The 17,100-nt window shown below is 65.5% G+C and carries 17 protein-coding genes; 13 read left to right on the forward strand and 4 right to left on the reverse strand.

Features of this window, described 5'->3' with window-relative positions:
• The first annotated feature begins 5 nt into the window (after window positions 1–5).
• From C480_RS11735 to C480_RS11755, 5 genes are all read left to right on the forward strand, one after another.
• Window positions 6–662 carry a precorrin-2 dehydrogenase/sirohydrochlorin ferrochelatase family protein gene (locus tag C480_RS11735; RefSeq protein WP_006665830.1) on the forward strand — a complete coding sequence of 219 codons (657 nt, stop codon included), beginning with the start codon at window positions 6–8 and terminating at the stop codon, window positions 660–662.
• On the forward strand, window positions 659–2,017 hold the full coding sequence (gene hemA / locus C480_RS11740; protein ID WP_049903614.1) for a glutamyl-tRNA reductase: 1,359 nt from the start codon (window positions 659–661) through the stop codon (window positions 2,015–2,017). Before C480_RS11735 ends, hemA begins: the two co-directional genes overlap by 4 nt.
• Before the next feature lie 173 nt (window positions 2,018–2,190).
• Complete coding sequence (locus C480_RS11745) at window positions 2,191–2,472, forward strand: 4a-hydroxytetrahydrobiopterin dehydratase (protein WP_006665832.1); 282 nt, start codon at window positions 2,191–2,193, stop codon at window positions 2,470–2,472.
• 196 nt (window positions 2,473–2,668) lie between these two features.
• Window positions 2,669–3,049 carry an LWR-salt protein gene (gene lwrS / locus C480_RS11750; RefSeq protein WP_006665833.1) on the forward strand — a complete coding sequence of 127 codons (381 nt, stop codon included), beginning with the start codon at window positions 2,669–2,671 and terminating at the stop codon, window positions 3,047–3,049.
• Between the two features lie 116 nt (window positions 3,050–3,165).
• Window positions 3,166–3,918 (forward strand): HAD family hydrolase, encoded by a 753-nt coding sequence (locus tag C480_RS11755; RefSeq protein ID WP_006665834.1) that lies wholly within the window; start codon window positions 3,166–3,168, stop codon window positions 3,916–3,918.
• Window positions 3,919–3,982: 64 nt separating this feature from the next.
• Here C480_RS11755 and C480_RS11760 read toward each other — a convergent pair whose 3' ends face one another.
• The 3 genes from C480_RS11760 to C480_RS11770 all read right to left on the reverse strand — a co-directional run bounded on the left by C480_RS11760 (window position 3,983) and on the right by C480_RS11770 (window position 8,032).
• Window positions 3,983–4,633, reverse strand: coding sequence for a helix-turn-helix domain-containing protein (locus tag C480_RS11760; RefSeq protein WP_006665835.1), 651 nt, complete (start codon window positions 4,631–4,633; stop codon window positions 3,983–3,985).
• Window positions 4,634–4,719: 86 nt separating this feature from the next.
• Window positions 4,720–6,648: a molybdopterin biosynthesis protein gene (locus C480_RS11765; RefSeq protein ID WP_006665836.1), complete on the reverse strand. Its 1,929-nt coding sequence runs from the start codon at window positions 6,646–6,648 to the stop codon at window positions 4,720–4,722.
• A gap of 67 nt (window positions 6,649–6,715) precedes the next feature.
• On the reverse strand, window positions 6,716–8,032 hold the full coding sequence (locus tag C480_RS11770) for a molybdopterin molybdotransferase MoeA (protein ID WP_006665837.1): 1,317 nt from the start codon (window positions 8,030–8,032) through the stop codon (window positions 6,716–6,718).
• Between the two features lie 169 nt (window positions 8,033–8,201).
• On the opposite strand from C480_RS11770, the gene C480_RS11775 reads away from it, so the two are divergent.
• The 5 genes from C480_RS11775 (at window position 8,202) to speB (ending at window position 12,991) form a co-directional block, all read left to right on the forward strand.
• Window positions 8,202–8,726 (forward strand): Hsp20/alpha crystallin family protein, encoded by a 525-nt coding sequence (locus C480_RS11775; protein WP_049903689.1) that lies wholly within the window; start codon window positions 8,202–8,204, stop codon window positions 8,724–8,726.
• 63 nt (window positions 8,727–8,789) lie between these two features.
• Entirely contained in the window at window positions 8,790–10,430 is a 1,641-nt protein-coding gene (locus tag C480_RS11780) for an ABC1 kinase family protein (protein ID WP_049903616.1), read from the forward strand.
• 69 nt (window positions 10,431–10,499) lie between these two features.
• Window positions 10,500–11,567, forward strand: a complete 1,068-nt coding sequence (locus tag C480_RS11785) for an enolase-like domain-containing protein (RefSeq protein ID WP_006665840.1) — start codon at window positions 10,500–10,502, stop codon at window positions 11,565–11,567.
• A 192-nt stretch (window positions 11,568–11,759) separates the two neighbouring features.
• Window positions 11,760–12,134, forward strand: a complete 375-nt coding sequence (locus tag C480_RS11790) for a translation initiation factor IF-5A (protein ID WP_006665841.1) — start codon at window positions 11,760–11,762, stop codon at window positions 12,132–12,134.
• On the forward strand, window positions 12,134–12,991 hold the full coding sequence (gene speB, locus C480_RS11795) for an agmatinase (protein ID WP_006665842.1): 858 nt from the start codon (window positions 12,134–12,136) through the stop codon (window positions 12,989–12,991). Before C480_RS11790 ends, speB begins: the two co-directional genes overlap by 1 nt.
• Before the next feature lie 15 nt (window positions 12,992–13,006).
• Here the strand turns inward: speB and C480_RS11800 are convergent, their stop codons facing one another.
• Window positions 13,007–13,981, reverse strand: coding sequence for an acetamidase/formamidase family protein (locus C480_RS11800; protein ID WP_006665843.1), 975 nt, complete (start codon window positions 13,979–13,981; stop codon window positions 13,007–13,009).
• Window positions 13,982–14,228: 247 nt separating this feature from the next.
• Between C480_RS11800 and C480_RS11805 the strand changes: the two genes are divergently transcribed.
• The 3 genes from C480_RS11805 to C480_RS11815 all read left to right on the forward strand — a co-directional run bounded on the left by C480_RS11805 (window position 14,229) and on the right by C480_RS11815 (window position 17,040).
• The gene (locus tag C480_RS11805) at window positions 14,229–14,900 is read left to right on the forward strand and encodes a class I SAM-dependent methyltransferase (protein ID WP_006665844.1); all 672 of its coding nucleotides are present in this window, start codon (window positions 14,229–14,231) and stop codon (window positions 14,898–14,900) included.
• A gap of 133 nt (window positions 14,901–15,033) precedes the next feature.
• A complete protein-coding gene (locus tag C480_RS11810) occupies window positions 15,034–15,807 on the forward strand; it encodes a Nif3-like dinuclear metal center hexameric protein (protein WP_006665845.1) in 774 nt (257 codons plus the stop codon).
• A gap of 342 nt (window positions 15,808–16,149) precedes the next feature.
• On the forward strand, window positions 16,150–17,040 hold the full coding sequence (locus C480_RS11815; RefSeq protein ID WP_241433821.1) for a hypothetical protein: 891 nt from the start codon (window positions 16,150–16,152) through the stop codon (window positions 17,038–17,040).
• The last annotated feature ends 60 nt before the right edge of the window (window positions 17,041–17,100 follow it).

The following is a 17,100-nucleotide window of genomic DNA, read 5'->3' on the forward strand; positions in this document are numbered from 1 at the left end:
ACTCGATGATTCCGCTGCTTCACGACTTTACGGACGCGACGGTGCTCGTCTTCGGCGGCGGCCCCGTCGGCGCGCGGAAGGCGCGCCGGTTCGCTCGGGAAGCCGACGTGATCGTCGTCAGCCCCGCGTTCAGCGACGCTGATTTCGGCGGGGCGGAGCGGTGTCGGGCCGCCCCCGACCCGGACGACGTGCCGGACTGGATCGAGCGCGCGGCTCCCGACCTGACCGTCGCCGCGACCGACGACGAAGCGGTCAACGACGCCGTCGTGGCGGCCGCGCGGGACCGGGGCATTCTCGTCAACCGCGCGGACCGCGCCGGCGGCCGCGAGCCGGGCAGCGTCGTCGTTCCCGCGACCGTCCGCGAGGACCCCGTCGTCGTCGCCGTCGCGACCGGCGGAACCGCGCCGGCGCTCAGCAAGTACCTCCGCCGGGAACTCGAAGCAACGCTCGACGGGGCGGGCGCGATGGCGACGCTCTGCGGCGAGTTGCGGGCCGAACTCAAGGCTCGCGACGTGGCTCCGGCGCGGCGACGCGAACTCGTCACCGATGTCGTCAATTCTCCGGCCGTTTGGACAGCTTTACGTAACGGAGACCCAAAGACACGACAAGTGATCGAGGACGTGCTGGGCGAGGAGTTGCCATCCGCGGGTGATCGTTCGTGATGTCGGCCGGCGTCATCACCGCCGCCCGCGTCACCCACGGGAGCGGGAGCGTCGACGACCTTGCAGCGGCCAGTCCCGACAGTCAGCAGGACGCCGTCGCCGACCTCGTCTCGGTCGAGGGAATCGAGGAGGCATACGTCCTCTCGACGTGCAACCGGGTCGAAGCTTACGTCGTCGGCACCGACGCCGCCGTCGGCCGCGCCGCACTCGCGGAACTTTTCTCCGGTATCGACGACGAGGCGCTCGTTCGTACCGACCACGACGAGAGCCTGCGCCATCTGCTCCGGGTCGCGGCCGGCCTCGAATCGGTCGTCCTCGGCGAGGACCAGATCATCGGCCAGGTCCGAACCGCCTACGAGGACGCCCGCGTCGCCGGCGGCATCGGCTCGATGCTCGAATCCGCCGTGACGAAGGCCATCCACGTTGGCGAACGCGCCCGGACCGAAACCGCGATCAACGAGGGCGTCGTCTCCCTCGGCTCCGCCGCGACGCGCCTCGCCGCCACCACGATCTCGCTCGACGGCGCGACCGCCCTCGTCGTCGGCGCGGGCGAGATGGGCCAACTCGCCGCCCGAAGCCTCGCGGACGCCGGCATCGACGAACTTATCATCGCAAACCGTACCGTCTCTCACGCCGACCACCTCGTTACCGAACTCGGCGACCGGACCGACGCCGAAACGCGCGCCGTTCCGCTCGAATCCCTCGGTACCATCGCGACCCAGGCGGACGTAATCGTGACCGCGACCGGGAGCGACGAGCCGCTCCTCGAACGCCGGCACCTGGCTGGCGATCGGGACGCCACTACCCCGACCGATGCCGGTCGTGTCGTCGTCGACCTCGGTCAGCCCCGCGACGTCGCTCCCGCAACCGATACGCTCGAAACCGTCACCGTCTACGATCTCGACGACCTCGAAACCGTCACCGAGGAAACGCACGTCAAGCGGGCCGACGCCGCACGCGAAGTCGAGACCATGATCGACCGCGAGTTCGATCTGCTCTGCGACCAGTACAAACGGGCCCGCGCCGACGAGGTCATCGGCGCGATGTACGAGTCCGCAGCGCGAATCAAGGAACGCGAACTCGAGACGGCGATCTCACAGCTCGAGGACGATTCGCTGACGCCGGCACAGCGCGAGGTTATCGAGTCGATGGCGGATGCGCTGGTCAACCAGTTGCTTGCGCCCCCGACCAGAAGTTTGCGCGAGGCGGCGGCCGAGGACGACTGGAGCACGATCAATACGGCACTCCAGTTGTTCGATCCCGACTTCGGCGACGAGGAGGTGCCGTCGCTGTTTGAGAACGCGAGGTCCGAAGCGCGCTCGGCGGTGCAGTTCGAGGCGACCGACGACGATTAACGAGTGGGCGGGGCATCGCGGAATCGCAACGTCCACAATGGTTTACAATGGTTTTCGGAGACCGAGTTCAGTTGTGCTGTCGACACCTCAGTGTGTCGGGGTGGATCACGACGGCGTGTCACGAAAACCCACGTGGCACAATCATTATTTGATTGGCCTTCGTTCGGGCGACCATGGCTGACATCCTTTCAGACGAGGAAATCGAGGCACAGCTTCCCGCCGAGTGGGCTCAGGACGGCGACGAAATCGTCCGTACGTACGAGTTCGACGACTACCTTCGGGGCGTCAATTTCGCGCAGATGGTCGGCGAGATCGCCGAATCGCAGTTTCACCATCCGGAGATCGTCATCCGCTACTCCGAGGTCGAGATCCGACTGACCTCCCACGAGGAAGGCGGTATTACGGACGACGACATCGAGATGGCGGAACTGATCGAGTCCGAACGCAACGCCTGAACTCCTGCGAAAGCTGTTCGTCTCGGGCGTGTGCGGTCGCTGGGTCTCTGTTCTGGTCTCTCCGTCCCTGTAGCTGTGTCTGTACCGACACCGATACCGGTACCTGAACCCGAACCCGAACCCGAACCCGGATTCAGGCCCGGACCTGGATGAGCCGCCTGAACAGTTGAGTGGCTCCATCGTCTATCTACACGCGATGCACGGCCAGTACGTCTTCACGGTTCGCGTTCGACTCGAACCCGCGCAGCCGTCCATCTCGCTCGAACCCGGCAGTGAAACGACGACGGTTACCGTCCGTCGTGGGGCACCCGAACCGGGAACCGATGGCTGGCGTTTCTTCCGCGACACGCTCTGGCGCGGCGAGGTTGCCGACGAGGCCCACGTCCGACGGCTCGCCGAAGACTGGCTCGATCTGCCCGTCGAATCGGTCTCGTTCAGCGAACTGCAAGTCGATACGGCGTACTTCGACGCCATGAAATCGGCCATCGCGGCCGACCTCGACGCGTTCAACGCTGAGACGGTCTCCGAAACGCTCTCGAAGTACCTCGGCTCGAGTATCAGAGTGCAGGACGTATAGCCGATCTCGCTGTGGGATTCCGACCTGTCGACTGCCACCGTGACGAATCGACGAGTCAGCAGTCGTTCAGGAAATCGGTACACATTTACTCGCCACTCCCGTACGGTTGTGTCCCGATGGTCACCGAGAACGAGAACGAGAACGAGTTCGAAGTCGACGCTGCCTCCAGTCCCGCTTCCGCTGCCGCCTCTGCGTCCGCATCTGCATCCGCTTTCGACGCCGATGACAACGCCTTCGACGTCGACGATGACTACGACTTCTGGCTTCTCGATCTCGACGGCACACTCGTCGACGTCGAGTGGTCGTACACCCGGGGCGTCTTCGACCGGGTCGGCGATCGTCTCGGTCGCGAGTTCAGCGATCAGGAAGCGGATATCCTCTGGAGCGGCCTGACCGGGTCTCGCGACCGACAGCTCCTCGAGTGGGGAGTCGATCCGACGACGTTCTGGGAGGCTTTCCACGCGGAGGAGGATCCGCTGGTCCGTGCCGAACAGACCTATCTTCACGAGGACGCCGCGTTCGTCGCCGAGCTCGACGCGCCGGTCGGACTGGTCACGCACTGTCAGGAGTTCCTCTGTGAACCCGTCCTCGACAACGTCGGCATTCGGGACTGGTTCGATGCGCGACTGTGCTGTACCGAACAGACGGGCTGGAAACCGGACCCGCAGCCGGTGCAGCGGGTGATGGACGACCTCGGCGTCGGGGAAAACGGCCACCTGGGCGTGCTCGCGGGCGACGGCGCAAACGACGTGGGCGCGGCCTGGAACGCCGGCCTCGACGCCATTCACGTCGAACGGGTCGGCCACGACCGCCGTGGTCGATGCGTCCTCGGTGACTACCGCGTCGAGTCGTTCGACGAACTCTTCTAGCCGCTCAGCGCGTGGGCTTATGACTACGACTGCGATGACGACTACGGCTGAATTCCCACGACAACTACGACGATTGTTCGACGTGCTGTAACTCCTCGTTGACCAACGTTTCGTACGCGCGGCGGAACCGCTCGGAGAGCGCCTGATGGGAAATACCGAGTTCATCTGCTAACTCCTCCATCGAGATCCGCCGCGGAATCTCGAAATATCCGTACTCGAGTGCCGCCTCCAGCGCCTCGTGTTGCTCGGGCGTCAGTCGCGTCTCGCCGCTTTCCGAGTCGGCAACGTCGGTGATCCGCCGGAGATCGACACTGATCCCCATCTCGTTGAGTCGATCATAGGCCTGCGTCAGCGTCTCTCGGTTGTGGAACCGAACTCTGGCCTGCCACCAGCCGTCGGTGCCCCACATCTCGAGGAGTGAGCCGCCGTCGATAAGCAATTCTTCACACAACTGGTCGGTTCCCGCTCCATCGGCGAACTCGACGTCGAACAGTAGTCTGGAGTCCGATTCGACGAGCAGATCATACTCGATTACGGCTGGGTCCACATCGAACGCACCCGTTGCCCGCTCTCGATCGACGCCCGCAACCCAGAGGCAGGGCCGGGTCTTCGAGACCGATGACTCGAGTTCGACGGTGATCTCGGGGGCGTGCTCGAACGCGGTCACGAGGGTCGTCTCAGTGGCTGGAAGCCGAAGCTCGGCTATCGTCGACATCACGCTATGTACAGCACCATCCCCTAAAAATCGCTGTTCAGGCTGCCCTGACTGTCTCGTTCGGGAACGTGCGGACCCAGACCCAGTTACGTGCCCTCGTTCGAGTTCTCCGCAAGCGCCGTCTCGAGTTCACGAACGCTCGCCTTCGCCGTCCGGTCCGGGTTCGCAAACACTCGCACCGACTGCTCGCCGAGCGGGACGAACTCGAGCGAGAGGTGGTCAGCCGTCTCGCGCAGTCCGAGGGCGGCGTCGGCCTCGCCCGCAACGACCGTCCGGGCGGGGCTCTCGTGGGCGCGGAGCCCGATGTCGTATCCGCTGATCGAGTCGGCGAGTTCGTGTTGTCCCGCACCGCGGTCGTCGGCGAGTTCGGCGAGCGCCCGTTCGAGACTGACCCGAAGTCCGGAATCGCTGGTGCGGTTGACGAACCGGAGGTCGCGGTCGACCAGATCCGAGAGGCCCTCGATTTCGTCGGGGTTGCCGGGTCTGACGACCAGTCCCCACTCGCGGATCCAGCCGCCGAGTTCGGTTGCGTCGGTGTCGCGCTCGATCGGGCCGGCGATGACGGCCACGTCCGGAACGCCGTCGCGGAGTCGTCGGAGGCCGGGGCGGGAGCCGACCGGGAGGTAGCGGGGGTTCTCCAGACGATCGAGGAGACGGTTGAGCGTCGGGTCGTCCTCGCCGACGCCGAGCAGCGTCGGCGGGCGAACATCGGGTGAGAACAACCGAACGCGGACCGATTCGCCCGCCTCGAGGTAGTCCGTTTCGGGGCCGACCTCGACGACGCCGTCGGCCTGGGCGAGGCTGGTCGTTGCGCCGCTGCCTTTGTCGACGGGATAGACGAGGGGTGCATTGTCGCTGTCGTCCACACGTGGGGCTGCGTCGCGGTCGTCTTCAGCGTCGGGACCGCGCTGGACGAGGCCCACGGGCATCAGGCGAAGCCGACCCTCCCCGTAGCGTTCCTCGCGACCCATTCGGCCGGTGACGGTCGCGGATTCCGGCTCGGGAACTCCCGCGGCTTCGCGGATCGCGGGTGCGACGAACGTTCGAAAGACCATCATCGCGGAGACGGGGTAGCCGGGGAGACCGACGTAGGCGGAGTCGGCTAACCGCCCGACGAGCATCGGTTTGCCGGGTTTGACGCTGACCCCGTGAAGGAGGAGTTCGCCTTGCTCCTCGATGACCCGGTAGATAACGTCGACCGCGCTCGCGCTGGTCGAGCCGGAGGAGAGCACGAGATCGCACTCCGCGGCGGCGTCTCGAAGGACGCGCTCCATTTCGTCCTGTTCGTCGCCGGCGTGGGGATAGAGCACGGCTTCACCGCCGGCATCCTCGACGCCGGCGGCGATCGTGTAGCTGTTGACGTCGTAGATCTCGCCGCGGTCGCTGTCGAGTTCGTCGCCGGGCCGGACGAGTTCGTCGCCGGTGGAGACGATGCCGACGCGGGGTTTGCTGCGGACGGGGACCTCGTCGATACCCAGCGCGGAGAGGAGTCCGATGTCCCGCGGCGTAATCTGGGTGCCGGGGCCGAGCGCGCGCTCGCCGGCGGCGACGTCCGCGCCGGCGAACATGACGTTGTCGCCGGGGGCGACGGCGGTGCGGACGAGGACGGTCGTGTTGTCGCCGTCGCTGTCGGTGTCGACGGTGTCCGTTCGTTCGACGGGAACCATCGCGTCCGCGCCGTCGGGCATCACCGCGCCGGTCGAGATTTCGACCGCCTGGCCGGCTTCGAGTTCGACCGCGGGTTCCTCCCCGGCGTGGACCGAGCCGACGACCTCGAGTTCGGCGGGATCGGCCTCGTCGGCCCCGAACGTGTCCCGCGCGGTGAGCGCGTAGCCGTCCAGACTCGCTCGGTCGAACCCCGGCACGTCGAGTTCGGCGTCGAGCCGCGCGACGAGGGTTCGGCCGCGGGCGTCCGTCAGCGGCACGCGCTCGATGCCGCCCTCGAGCGATAGCGAGTCGATCGCCTCGCGCGCCTCGGCCGGCGAGGCGAGATCGCGAAACTCCTTGCGGTTCATAGCGGTCCTTCGCGCGCGGACGGTAAAAACGTCGGTCCGTCGGTCAGTCTGCCGATCGTGGCGCTCCCTACGGGTTCGATTCCCAGTTCTCCACCGCGACCGTCTCGCCCGCCGGAATTCCCTCGCGGCCGTCCGGAACGACGACCCAGCCGTCCGCGAGTGCGACGCTCGAGAGTACGCCCGACCCGCTGGCCCGCGTCGGCGTCGCGACGACCGCGGGTTCGGCCGCGTCCGGGTCGTCGTCGCGTCGCGACACCTGAACTCGGGCGAAGGTTCGCGTTCCGGGTTCGCTCGGGATCTTGCGCTCGAGTCGTGCCTGGGTCGTCGGGTGCGGATCGGGAGTCGTTCCCTCGAACCAGCGCAGCGCCGGCCGGAGGAACTGCACGGCGTTGACGATACAGGCGACGGGATACCCCGGCAGCGCGAGGACGGGCGTGTCCTCGACGATACCGAGACAGACCGGGTGGCCGGGCTTGAGACCGACGCCGTGAACGAGGACCTCGCCGATGTCGTCGATCACCTCTGGCAGGAGGTCGCGCTCGCCGACGGAGGAGCCGCCGGTCGTCACCACGATATCCTTCGTCAGATCGCGCTCGATCGCGACCCGCAGCGAGTCGGCATCGTCGGTGACGACGTCGCGGTAGGTCGCCCGTCCGCCCCATCGGTCGACTAGCCGCGAGACGGTGAGGCCGTTCGTCTCGATGACCTCGCCCGGTCCCGGATCGCGCTCGACGAGTTCTTCGCCGGTCGGGATCACGCCGACGGTCGGCGGCCGTGCCACGGTGACCTCGCGGCGACCGACCGACCGCAGGAGGCCGAGGTCCGACGGGCGAAGCCGGTGGCCCGCGTCGCAGAGGTGCTGGTCCGCGTCGACGTCCTCGCCGACCGGCGCGACGTTTTCTCCCTCGGCGACGGCGTCCGTCACCTCGAGTTCGGCCGCCGAGTCGAACTCGTCGACGTGTTCGATCATCACGACGGCGTCGGCGCCGTCGGGGAGGGCGCTGCCGGTGTGGACGCGGGCGGCGGTTCCGGGCGTGACGGTCGCGTTCGCGGGAGTTTCCTCTTCATCGTCACCGCCGCCAGCGCCGTCAGCGATGCGAAGCAGTTCGGGCGAGCGGTTGCTGGCACCGAAGGTGTCTGCAGCGCGGACGGCGTAGCCGTCCATCGCGGCGCGCTCGTAGTGCGGGACGTTCCGGTCGGCCGTGATGGCCGCAGCGAGCGTTCGGCCGTCGGCGGTCTCGAGGGGGACTCGTTCCGTCCCGGTGAACGGTCTGTCACCGTCGAGGCGCTCCGTGATGGCCTCTTTGAACGTCTCTCGGGCCTCGTCGACCGGGGTCCGGACCTTGAACCCGGCCGTCGTGCGATCGTGATCGGCTCCGTTCATACTCGAACGCGGGTTGCGGGACGGCAAAAGCGTAGGGGACGACGCGGTCGTCACGGCTCCGACTCTGCCGAGTTCGATCCTGGTCGGGATCTGGGCCGTCGCCCCGGACGCCGCTCGCACGATGACCGCTACCGCGGGCTTTTTCGTATCGGCGTTCGAACCTGTATCTATGCCAGCGCTCCGCGACGCCCTGCGGGATCTCACCGAGGACGTCTTCTTCGATCTGCTCGAGAGCGACGAAGCGTATCTGCTCGTTCTTGACGTGCCAGGAATTACGGCTGATTCGCTCGGCTGGACGGTCGAAGACGGTCGTCTCTCGATCACTGGACAACGCGCGAAAGCCGTTCCGGACGACTATCACTATCTCGAGGAGAACCGCTCGCTGTTCCTCGATGTCGACCTGCCGCTTCCCGACGAGGTCCGTGCGGCCGATGTCGAGGCGAACGCGGTCGTCGAGCGTGGCGTCCTGGAGTTGACGCTTCCCAAAAGCGAACCGGGGAGCGAAGAGACCACGATCGATATTATCGAGACGAAGACTGCGGGGGATGAGAACGGAGATATCGCTTCAGAGGGCGACGCAGGGACAACAGCGAATAGGACAAGCGATACTGGAATCGACGCTGACACCGACACTGACATCGATACCAACACTGACACCGACGCCGACACCAACACTGACACCAACTCGAGGTGACCGAGACTGGTCTCCCTCCGTGCGTACAAACGGTTCGTCCTCGTCGCCTGGCAGTTCCTGCCCCTGCTCCTCGCGTATGCACGAGACCGTCATCGATTCCTCCTCTTTGGTCGCTCCCGATCGGTCGCCCCTGAAACGCGCCGCCATCGGGCGTCCGTCCTCCTCGAGTCGCTCCTGACGCTCGGGCCAACGTTCATCAAACTCGGCCAGTTGCTCTCGACCCGCCCCGACGTGCTCCCGCCCGAGTACATCGACGAACTCGCCGCACTGCAAGACGAGGTCCCGCCCGCCGAGTGGGAGCAGGCCCGCGCAGTCATCGAAGCCGAACTCGGACCGATCGACGAGCAGTTCGACTCCTTCGACACGGCGGCGATAAGCGGCGCGAGCCTCGGACAGGTCTATCAAGCACAACTGCATTCGGAAACAGTCGCCGCCCGCGACGACGACGACGTTCGCGAGGTCGCAGTCAAGGTCCGTCGCCCCGACATCGAAGAACTGGTCGAAGCCGACCTACGCGTGATCCGCTGGTCGCTGCCGCTTATCCTGTTCTTCGTCGACGAATCTCGGGCCTTCTCGCTCGAAAACCTCGCCGACGAGTTCTCGAAGACGATCCGCGAGGAGATGGATTACGAGCGAGAAGCCGAGATGCTCGCGGAGATCCGGGGCAACTTCGCCGGCGACGACCGCTACCGGATTCCCGCCGTCATCGAGAGTCACTCCGGGCCGCGAGTGCTGACGATGGAACGCATTCCAGGGACCAAGATCAACGACGTCGCCGAACTCGAGCGGAAGGGAATCGACCGCAGCACGATCGCGGAGAACCTCCAGTGGGCATACATGCAGATGATCATGGACGACGGCGTCTTTCACGCCGATCCGCACCCGGGTAACCTCGCGGTGACCGACGAGGGGCGGATCGTCTTCTACGACTTCGGCATGTCCGGTCGGGTCGACGACTTCGTCCGCGAGAAGATCATCGAGTTCTACATCGCCGTCGCCAACCAGGATATCGACGGCATTCTCGACGCGCTGATCGAAATCGGCACGCTCTCGCCCGATGCGGATCGCGGCGTGATGGCTGAAGTGATGGAGATCGCGATCCAGGACGCCCGCGGCGAAGACGTCGAACAGTATCGCGTCAACCAGATCGTCGGCCAGATCGAGGACTCGATCTACGTGTTTCCGTTCCGGTTGCCGAAGAACCTCGCGCTCGTCCTGCGAGTCGCGACCGTCGTCGAGGGCGTCTGCGTTACCCTCGATGAGGATTTCGACTTCATCGAGACCGCGACGGACTACCTCACCGAACAGGGGTATCGGGAGGAGACCGCCCGGAAGTACGCCGCCGAAACCGCGGGTCAGATCCGTCGGAGCGGCGAGTCGCTGACTCGAATCGCCCCGAAGTTCGAGCGGACGCTCGATCGACTCGACCGGGACGATCTGTACGTTCGCGTCGGCGTCGAGGATTCGGGTAACGTCTTCGATCAACTCGCAAAACGGCTGATCTACGGCATGTTGTTGACGATGGCGCTGTTCTCGATGGGCGTTCTCTATGCCCTCGAGGCCCCGTGGGCTGCAGTCGTCGCGGCGATCTTCGCGTTCGTTCTTTCGATCCAACTCTATCGGACGTTCCGCGAGTCGCGGTCCATTCAGGCAAAACCGCAGTTTACCAGGCAGAACCTCCGACAGCGCCAGCGTGAGAAGTGACGGCAAGAACGGGACAGGACGGAACGAAACGGGCGAACGTACTTTTCGCTGGCCGGTGAGTCACACGCTATGGACCTGCAGACAGCGTTCGACCACCTCGCCGATCTCTCGCTCTCGATCGACGACGCGACCACCGAACGGCTCTCGAGTGAGACCTCGAGCGAGTTCACCCGCGTCACGACGGAATTCACGCTCACCGGCGCTGGCGAGTCCGGCGTCGGCGAGGATGTGACCTACGAGGCCGACGACCACCACGCCCTCGCCGAGCACGGACTCCCGGATCTGACCGGCGAGTTCACGTTCGGGGAGTTCTCCCAGCGACTCGTCGATCTCGACCTGTTTCCGACCGCTCCGGACCGCGAGGTGTTTCGAAACTACCGCCGCTGGGGCCTCGAGAGCGCGGCCCTCGACCTCGCGTTGCGACAGGCCGAGACGACGCTCGCGAGTGAACTCGATCGGTCGCGCGACCCCGTCCGGTTCGTCACCAGCACCCGACTCGGCGAGCCGCCGACGACGGACCGACTCGAGCAACTGCGCGAACGGGTCCCCGAGATCGAGTTCAAGCTCGACCCGACGACGACGTGGGATCGAGAACTCGTCACCCGCGTTGGCGAGACGGTCGGCACCGACGCAGTGCAGATCCTCGACCTCAAGGGACAGTACGCGGGCACCGCCGTCGACGCCCCCGCCGACCCGACGCTGTACGAACTCGTCCTCGAGTCATTTCCCGACGCCGTCATCGAGGACCCCGCGCTGACTGATGAGACGGAATCGCTGTTCGACGAAGCGACCGTCCGCGAGCGTGTGTCCTGGGACGCACCGATTCACGGCGTGTCGGATATCGAAGCGCTTCCCTGGGAGCCCGAGTGGTTGAACGTCAAACCGTCCCGGTTCGGGTCAGTCGAATCGCTACTCGAGACGATCGCCTACTGCGAGGAACGCGACATCAGCATGTACGGCGGCGGCCAGTTCGAACTCGGCGTCGGCCGCGGCCACATCCAGTTGCTCGCATCGCTTTGCTACCCGGCGACGCCAAACGATGTTGCACCGGGTGCGTACAACGATCCCACCGTCGGGGACGGCCTGCCGCCGAGTCCGCTCGAACCGCCCGTCGCTTCCACCGGATTTCGGTGGTGAGCCGGCGTCCCTGGTGAACGTAAACTGGCTCGCAGGTCGAATTGAATGTTCTCCATGCGTTCTGTCCGCTTTCACCGATTTGATCTCCGGCAGGCATCCGGATACTGGAGTTTAAGAACACTGGTGACACGTATCGCACACTCGAGCCGGCATTCCAAACGGTTTATGGCCGTCGGTTGATTACCCCGGGACATGGCGAAACAGCAGCAAGAAGTTCGCGATCTCCAGGAAGGAAGCTACGTAATCATCGACGACGCAGCCTGCAAGATCAACGCCTACTCGACGGCGAAACCGGGCAAACACGGCAGCGCCAAGGCCCGTATCGAAGCGAAAGGCGTCTTCGACGGCAAAAAGCGCTCGCTCTCCCAGCCGGTCGACGCGAAGATCTGGGTTCCGATCATCGAGCGCAAACAGGGCCAGGTCGTCTCCGTCGACGGCAACGACATGCAGGTCATGGACCTAGAAACGTACGAGACCATCACGATGCGCATGCCCGAGGATGTCGACGCCTCCCCCGACGAGAACATCGAATACCTCGAGATGGAAGACCAGCGAAAGATCGTCTAATGTTTCCTGGGGCGACGGACGAACGCGAAGGAACCGACGCGGCGACCGGCCGTTCGGACGCGAACTTCGTGGTCGTCGGTGCGCCCCTGGACGTATCGACGACCTTTCAGCCGGGGACCCGATTCGGACCCCAGCGCATTCGGACTTTTGCGGAGCCGTTCGACGACTACGACCACCGGACGGACCAGTACTTTTCCGACCTCGGCGTCGTCGACCACGGCGACGTTCGCGCGTGGGACGACGTTCCGGAGTACCTCGAGTGGCTCGAGGGCGTGTTGCGCGATATCGCCTGGGACGACGCCGTCCCGGTTACGCTCGGCGGCGAACACACGGTCTCGCTGGCCGGCGTCCGCGCCGTCGAACCGGATATCGTCGTCTCGCTCGACGCTCACTTGGACCTGCGCGAGGACTACGACGGCAATCCGCTCTCGCACGCGAGCGTAATGCGACGAGTGCTCGACGACGATGAACTCGACTCGGTCGACAAGCTGTTCGTCCTCGGGGCTCGCGCTGGGAGCGAGGCCGAGTGGGACCGGGCCGAGGCGGCCGACGTGACCGTCGTTCCGCCCGAGGACGTGGCCGACTGGGACCCCGGTGATCGCTTCGAGGATCGGGACGTGTACCTGAGCGTCGACATCGACGCCGCCGATCCGGGCTACGCGCCCGGAACCGGGACGACGGAGCCGTTCGGACTCGAGCCGCGCGAACTGCGCGACGCGGTGCGCTCGGTTGCGCCGCAGGCGACCGGCGTCGATGTCGTCGAAGTCAACGACCGCGACGACGGCCAGGCGGCCTCGCTCGCCGGAAAGTTGGTGCGCGAGTTCATCTACGAACGCGCGGCCGCCGAGTCTTCCTAACGACGGGCCGTCGGCTCAGAACGGCGCGGAGAGATACGCCTTCGGAACCGCGTTTCGAACCGTGACCAGCGGGTCCACGACCTGGCTGATTTCGAGGCCGCCAACCAGACTTGCGAACAGGTAGGCGTCCGTCGTGTCGACCTCGTGTTCCGCGGCCAGCAGTTCGATCGCGTCCCGAGTCGCTATCTCGCAAGCTGCTTCGAGCGTGTCCGCGCTCGCGACCGGTTTCCAGGCCTCGGGGGTTTCGATCAGCGGGCGCTCGAGTTCGGTTTCGGGGTCCGAGAGCACCGTGACCGTCACGTCGATGGCCGTTCCGATCTCCGCGCCGGTGCCACACATCTCGCCGTCGGCCATCGCGGCCTTGCAGTCGCCCATCGCGAGCATGGCACCCGCCTGAAAAACGGGGAAGTAGACCGCGTTTCCGGCGCACAGATCCGTCGTGTCGAGGTTGCCGCCGTGGTCGTGCGGGACGAGCGTCGTGTGCGATTCGGATTCGGTCGCGACGCCGATCGTGCCGATGAGCGGTTCGACTGGAACGTCGGCGTCGATTCCCGCGATGGAGAGCGTCGCGTCGCTCCTTTCGGCTCGTTCCCCGTTTCCGTTTCCGTTTCCGTCTCCGTCTCCGTCGCTCTCACTCTCGACGGGCGTGATCCGGGACCGGGGTGCCTCGATTCCCTCGTGGCCGTCGAGTAGCCCGAAGCCGTCGACCGAGATGACGCGGCCACGATCCTCCGTCAGTCGGATGTCGTCGATATCGACCCGCAGCACGTCGCCGGGTTCGGCCCCCTCGACCGCGATTGGTCCCGTCGCGGCGTTTACCTCCGCCGGAACCGACTCGAGCACGTCCGACTCCGACTGGACTGCCCCGTCCAAGCTATCTCTGGTTTCGACCGTCAGTTGCGCGCCCGACTCGACCGTCGCGATCGGCTCGAGTTCAGGTGTGAACTCGTAGATGGCACCCGTCTCGTGGCTGATCGTTCGCCGTGACATGGGAAGTGATACGAGGCGCTGGTAGTAAATTGGGGTCCCGCGGTCGGCGCGCCGGCGGTGGCGAGCCGGCTGTGACCACAGCTATATGACCCGCGGCGGCGGTAGGCTACTCGCGGGCGTTGTTCGAGCGGACAGCGGATGAGTGAATAGCGGATAACGGAAGCAGACGAGCGGATGAGCCGACGTGTCGCCGTCGCGGTGTGGCGGCGACTGCAGCGGAACGTTGCGGTACCGAGCTGATGTAATCATGAATGTAACCGATGTCCACGACCGCTGGGAATCACGCTCGGGTGCCTATTCACCCGAATACTACGCGTACTACGGTCCGAACGCCACGAGCGAGGCGATTCGCCGAACGCTGGCTCGTTTCGTCGACCCCGATGCCACCGTGCTCGAACTCGGCTGTAGTTCGGGCCGCCACCTCGCACACCTTCACGACCACGGCTACGAGAACCTGTTCGGCATCGATATCAACGAGACCGCCTTCGACGTGATGCAACGCCACTCGCCCGATCTGTTCGCCGCGGGAACGTTCTACTGCTGTCCGATCGAGCGCCTGGCTCGCTCCGTCTCGGCCGATCGATTCGATGTCGTCTACTCGGTCGAAACGCTTCAGCACGTCCACCCGGACAACGAATGGGTGTTCGACGAACTCGCTCGAGTGGCCGGCACGACCCTCCTGACAGCGGAGAACGAAGGGCAGTATCCGACTCAGGACGAGTCACCATCTCGCCCGCCAGCCGACTCGTCTGCCAGCGAAATCCGCCACGTCGACGGCGTGCCGCTTTACGTCCGCGACTGGACCCAGGTCTTCACCGACCGCGGACTCCACCCGGCCGAGTGCGAGCAAACTGAACTCGAGCGCCACACGCTCCGCGCGTTTCGTGTCGATGCCGCATCGACGCCGGGCGAGCGCTGATGGTGCCGGCTACCCGCTCGTCCGAGTTCAGTCTGCCATTATCGATCGCCACTCGCCGATCGGCAACCGCCGACTGCGTCGCGCTCGATCGCAAGGATACAAGCCGCCGCCGGCCTAACGCGGGAGTATGAGCATGCAACTCTCGGCGTTCGTCGACCGCCTCGACGAGACGCTCGGAACCGCCGACTACGCCGACCTCGACGCCAGCGCGAACGGCCTGCAGGTCGGTCCCGACGAGGGCACCGTCGAACACGTCGCCTTCGCCGTCGACGGCGTCGAAGAGACCTTCGAGCGGGCGATCGCGGCCGACGCGGACGCGCTGGTCGTTCACCACGGCATCTCCTGGGGCGGCTTCGACCGCGTCACCGGCCGTACCTACGATCGACTCGCTCCGCTGATCGAGCACGACCTCGCGCTGTACGTCTCGCACCTCCCGCTCGACGGCCATCAGGAACTCGGGAACGCCGCCGGCGTCGCCGACGCGCTCGACCTCGAGAATCGAACCCCGTTCGGTGAACTCGGCCCCGAGTTCATCGGCCAGCGCGGCACCGCGTCGGAGCCGTACACGCCCGCGGAGCTGCGCTCCCGACTCGATACCGAACTCGATACCGAGGACAACCCCGTCCGACTGCTCGAGTTCGGTCCAGACGAGATCGACGAGATTGCGATCGTCACCGGCAGCGGCACCGACTGGCTGGACGAAGCCATCGAGGCGGGCGCGGACGCGCTCGTGACCGGCGAGGGCAAACAGCAGGTCTACCACGAAGCGCGGGAGGCGGGTATTCACGTCGCGCTGGCGGGCCACTACGCGACCGAGACGTTCGGCGTCCGGGCGATCCAGGAGCGGGTCGAGGGGTGGGAGACTGAACTCGAGACGACTTACTTCGACGTTCCGACGGGACTGTAGCCGAGTCGTCCTCGCGGATTTTCTCGGCGGTGGTATCTCGGTGTAGGCCGTCATTGACCCGCGATGTGACGGCATACGCCGCGACGAGGCGCTGTAGCGATACCGTACTATTGGCGGTGGGTGGATAGATGCCGCTGTCACTGCGCGAGAGGGGTTCTGCGTATTGATCGACTGCTGCGTATGATAATCGAACGCCAGGATACTGTTTGCTCTCGTGAACGGTCTGCAGCCTGTCGATAACAATAGGTGATGCGTCGCAATTCACTCGCGTTCTCGGGGCGGCTCCCGGGGAAGAAATCACAGAAATCAATGTCTCAAGAGATACCTTCCAGACGAGAGTGGTTGCGAAGGGTCACCGTTACGTCCGCGGTGATCGGCGGCGTATCGGGAACTGCCGCAGGTATCGTTGCCGGCGGCGATACCGCGGACGATGGCGACGAGACCACCAGCGAAGCCGATACTGCAGACGCTATCTGTGCTCGTGCACCGCCGATTCGGCTGACCCCTGCGTGCGGCGATACCGACGAGAACGCAGACGGGCCGGTCTTCTGCATCACCAACGATAGCGAGCACGCGGTCTCACTCGAGTGGCGCGCCGTGTCGCCACCCGACGAACGGATCGAGTTCATCGACTGCCGGCGGATTCGCGTCTTCGGCGAGTTCGCCGACGTGATCGTCACCGCGACGTTCGTCGGTGCCGGCGATGAAGTCGGAAACGTCATCGAGCCGGTCGGCGCGGTCGACGGCGAGCGGATAATCGACGTACGTGAACTCGAACAGTTCCCCGACGATGCGATTATCGGCTCCGTCGAGGCGTTCCGGGAGGAACCGGTCGTTCCCGGTGTCGGCGCGTTTACGGCGTCGAATCCGCAGTTCAGTGCGTGTCAGGAGGTGGTCTTCGGCGAGGTAGCGGTCGGTGACGAATCGGATGAGCGGGTCGCCGAGAGCGAGAGCGACGAGGAATCCGGTCCCGATCCGGCGACGCTCGAGACGGTGACGGTCCCGGCGGGTGCGACGACGTGTTTCACCGCCGATGTCGATGCGGCCGACGGTCCGGTCGCAGTGCAACTGTTTCGAGAGGGCGCGATGATCGCCGACCGATCGAGCGCCACCGCCAACTCGTGTCCGCTCCCAGTCCGCGTCGGACGCGCTGATCCCGTGACGGTGCCGACCCGTCTGATAACGTCGACACTGTGTTCGTGCGGTCGCAGTCGTGAGCGACGCGGCGAGTAGCCATCCCTCAAACCGCTGTCCGTCGGGATCACTCTCGCGACGCGCTTCTCCCGTCCACAC

The sequence above is a fragment of the Natrialba aegyptia DSM 13077 genome (genome assembly GCF_000337535.1).
In the GTDB taxonomy this organism is placed as follows: domain Archaea; phylum Halobacteriota; class Halobacteria; order Halobacteriales; family Natrialbaceae; genus Natrialba; species Natrialba aegyptia.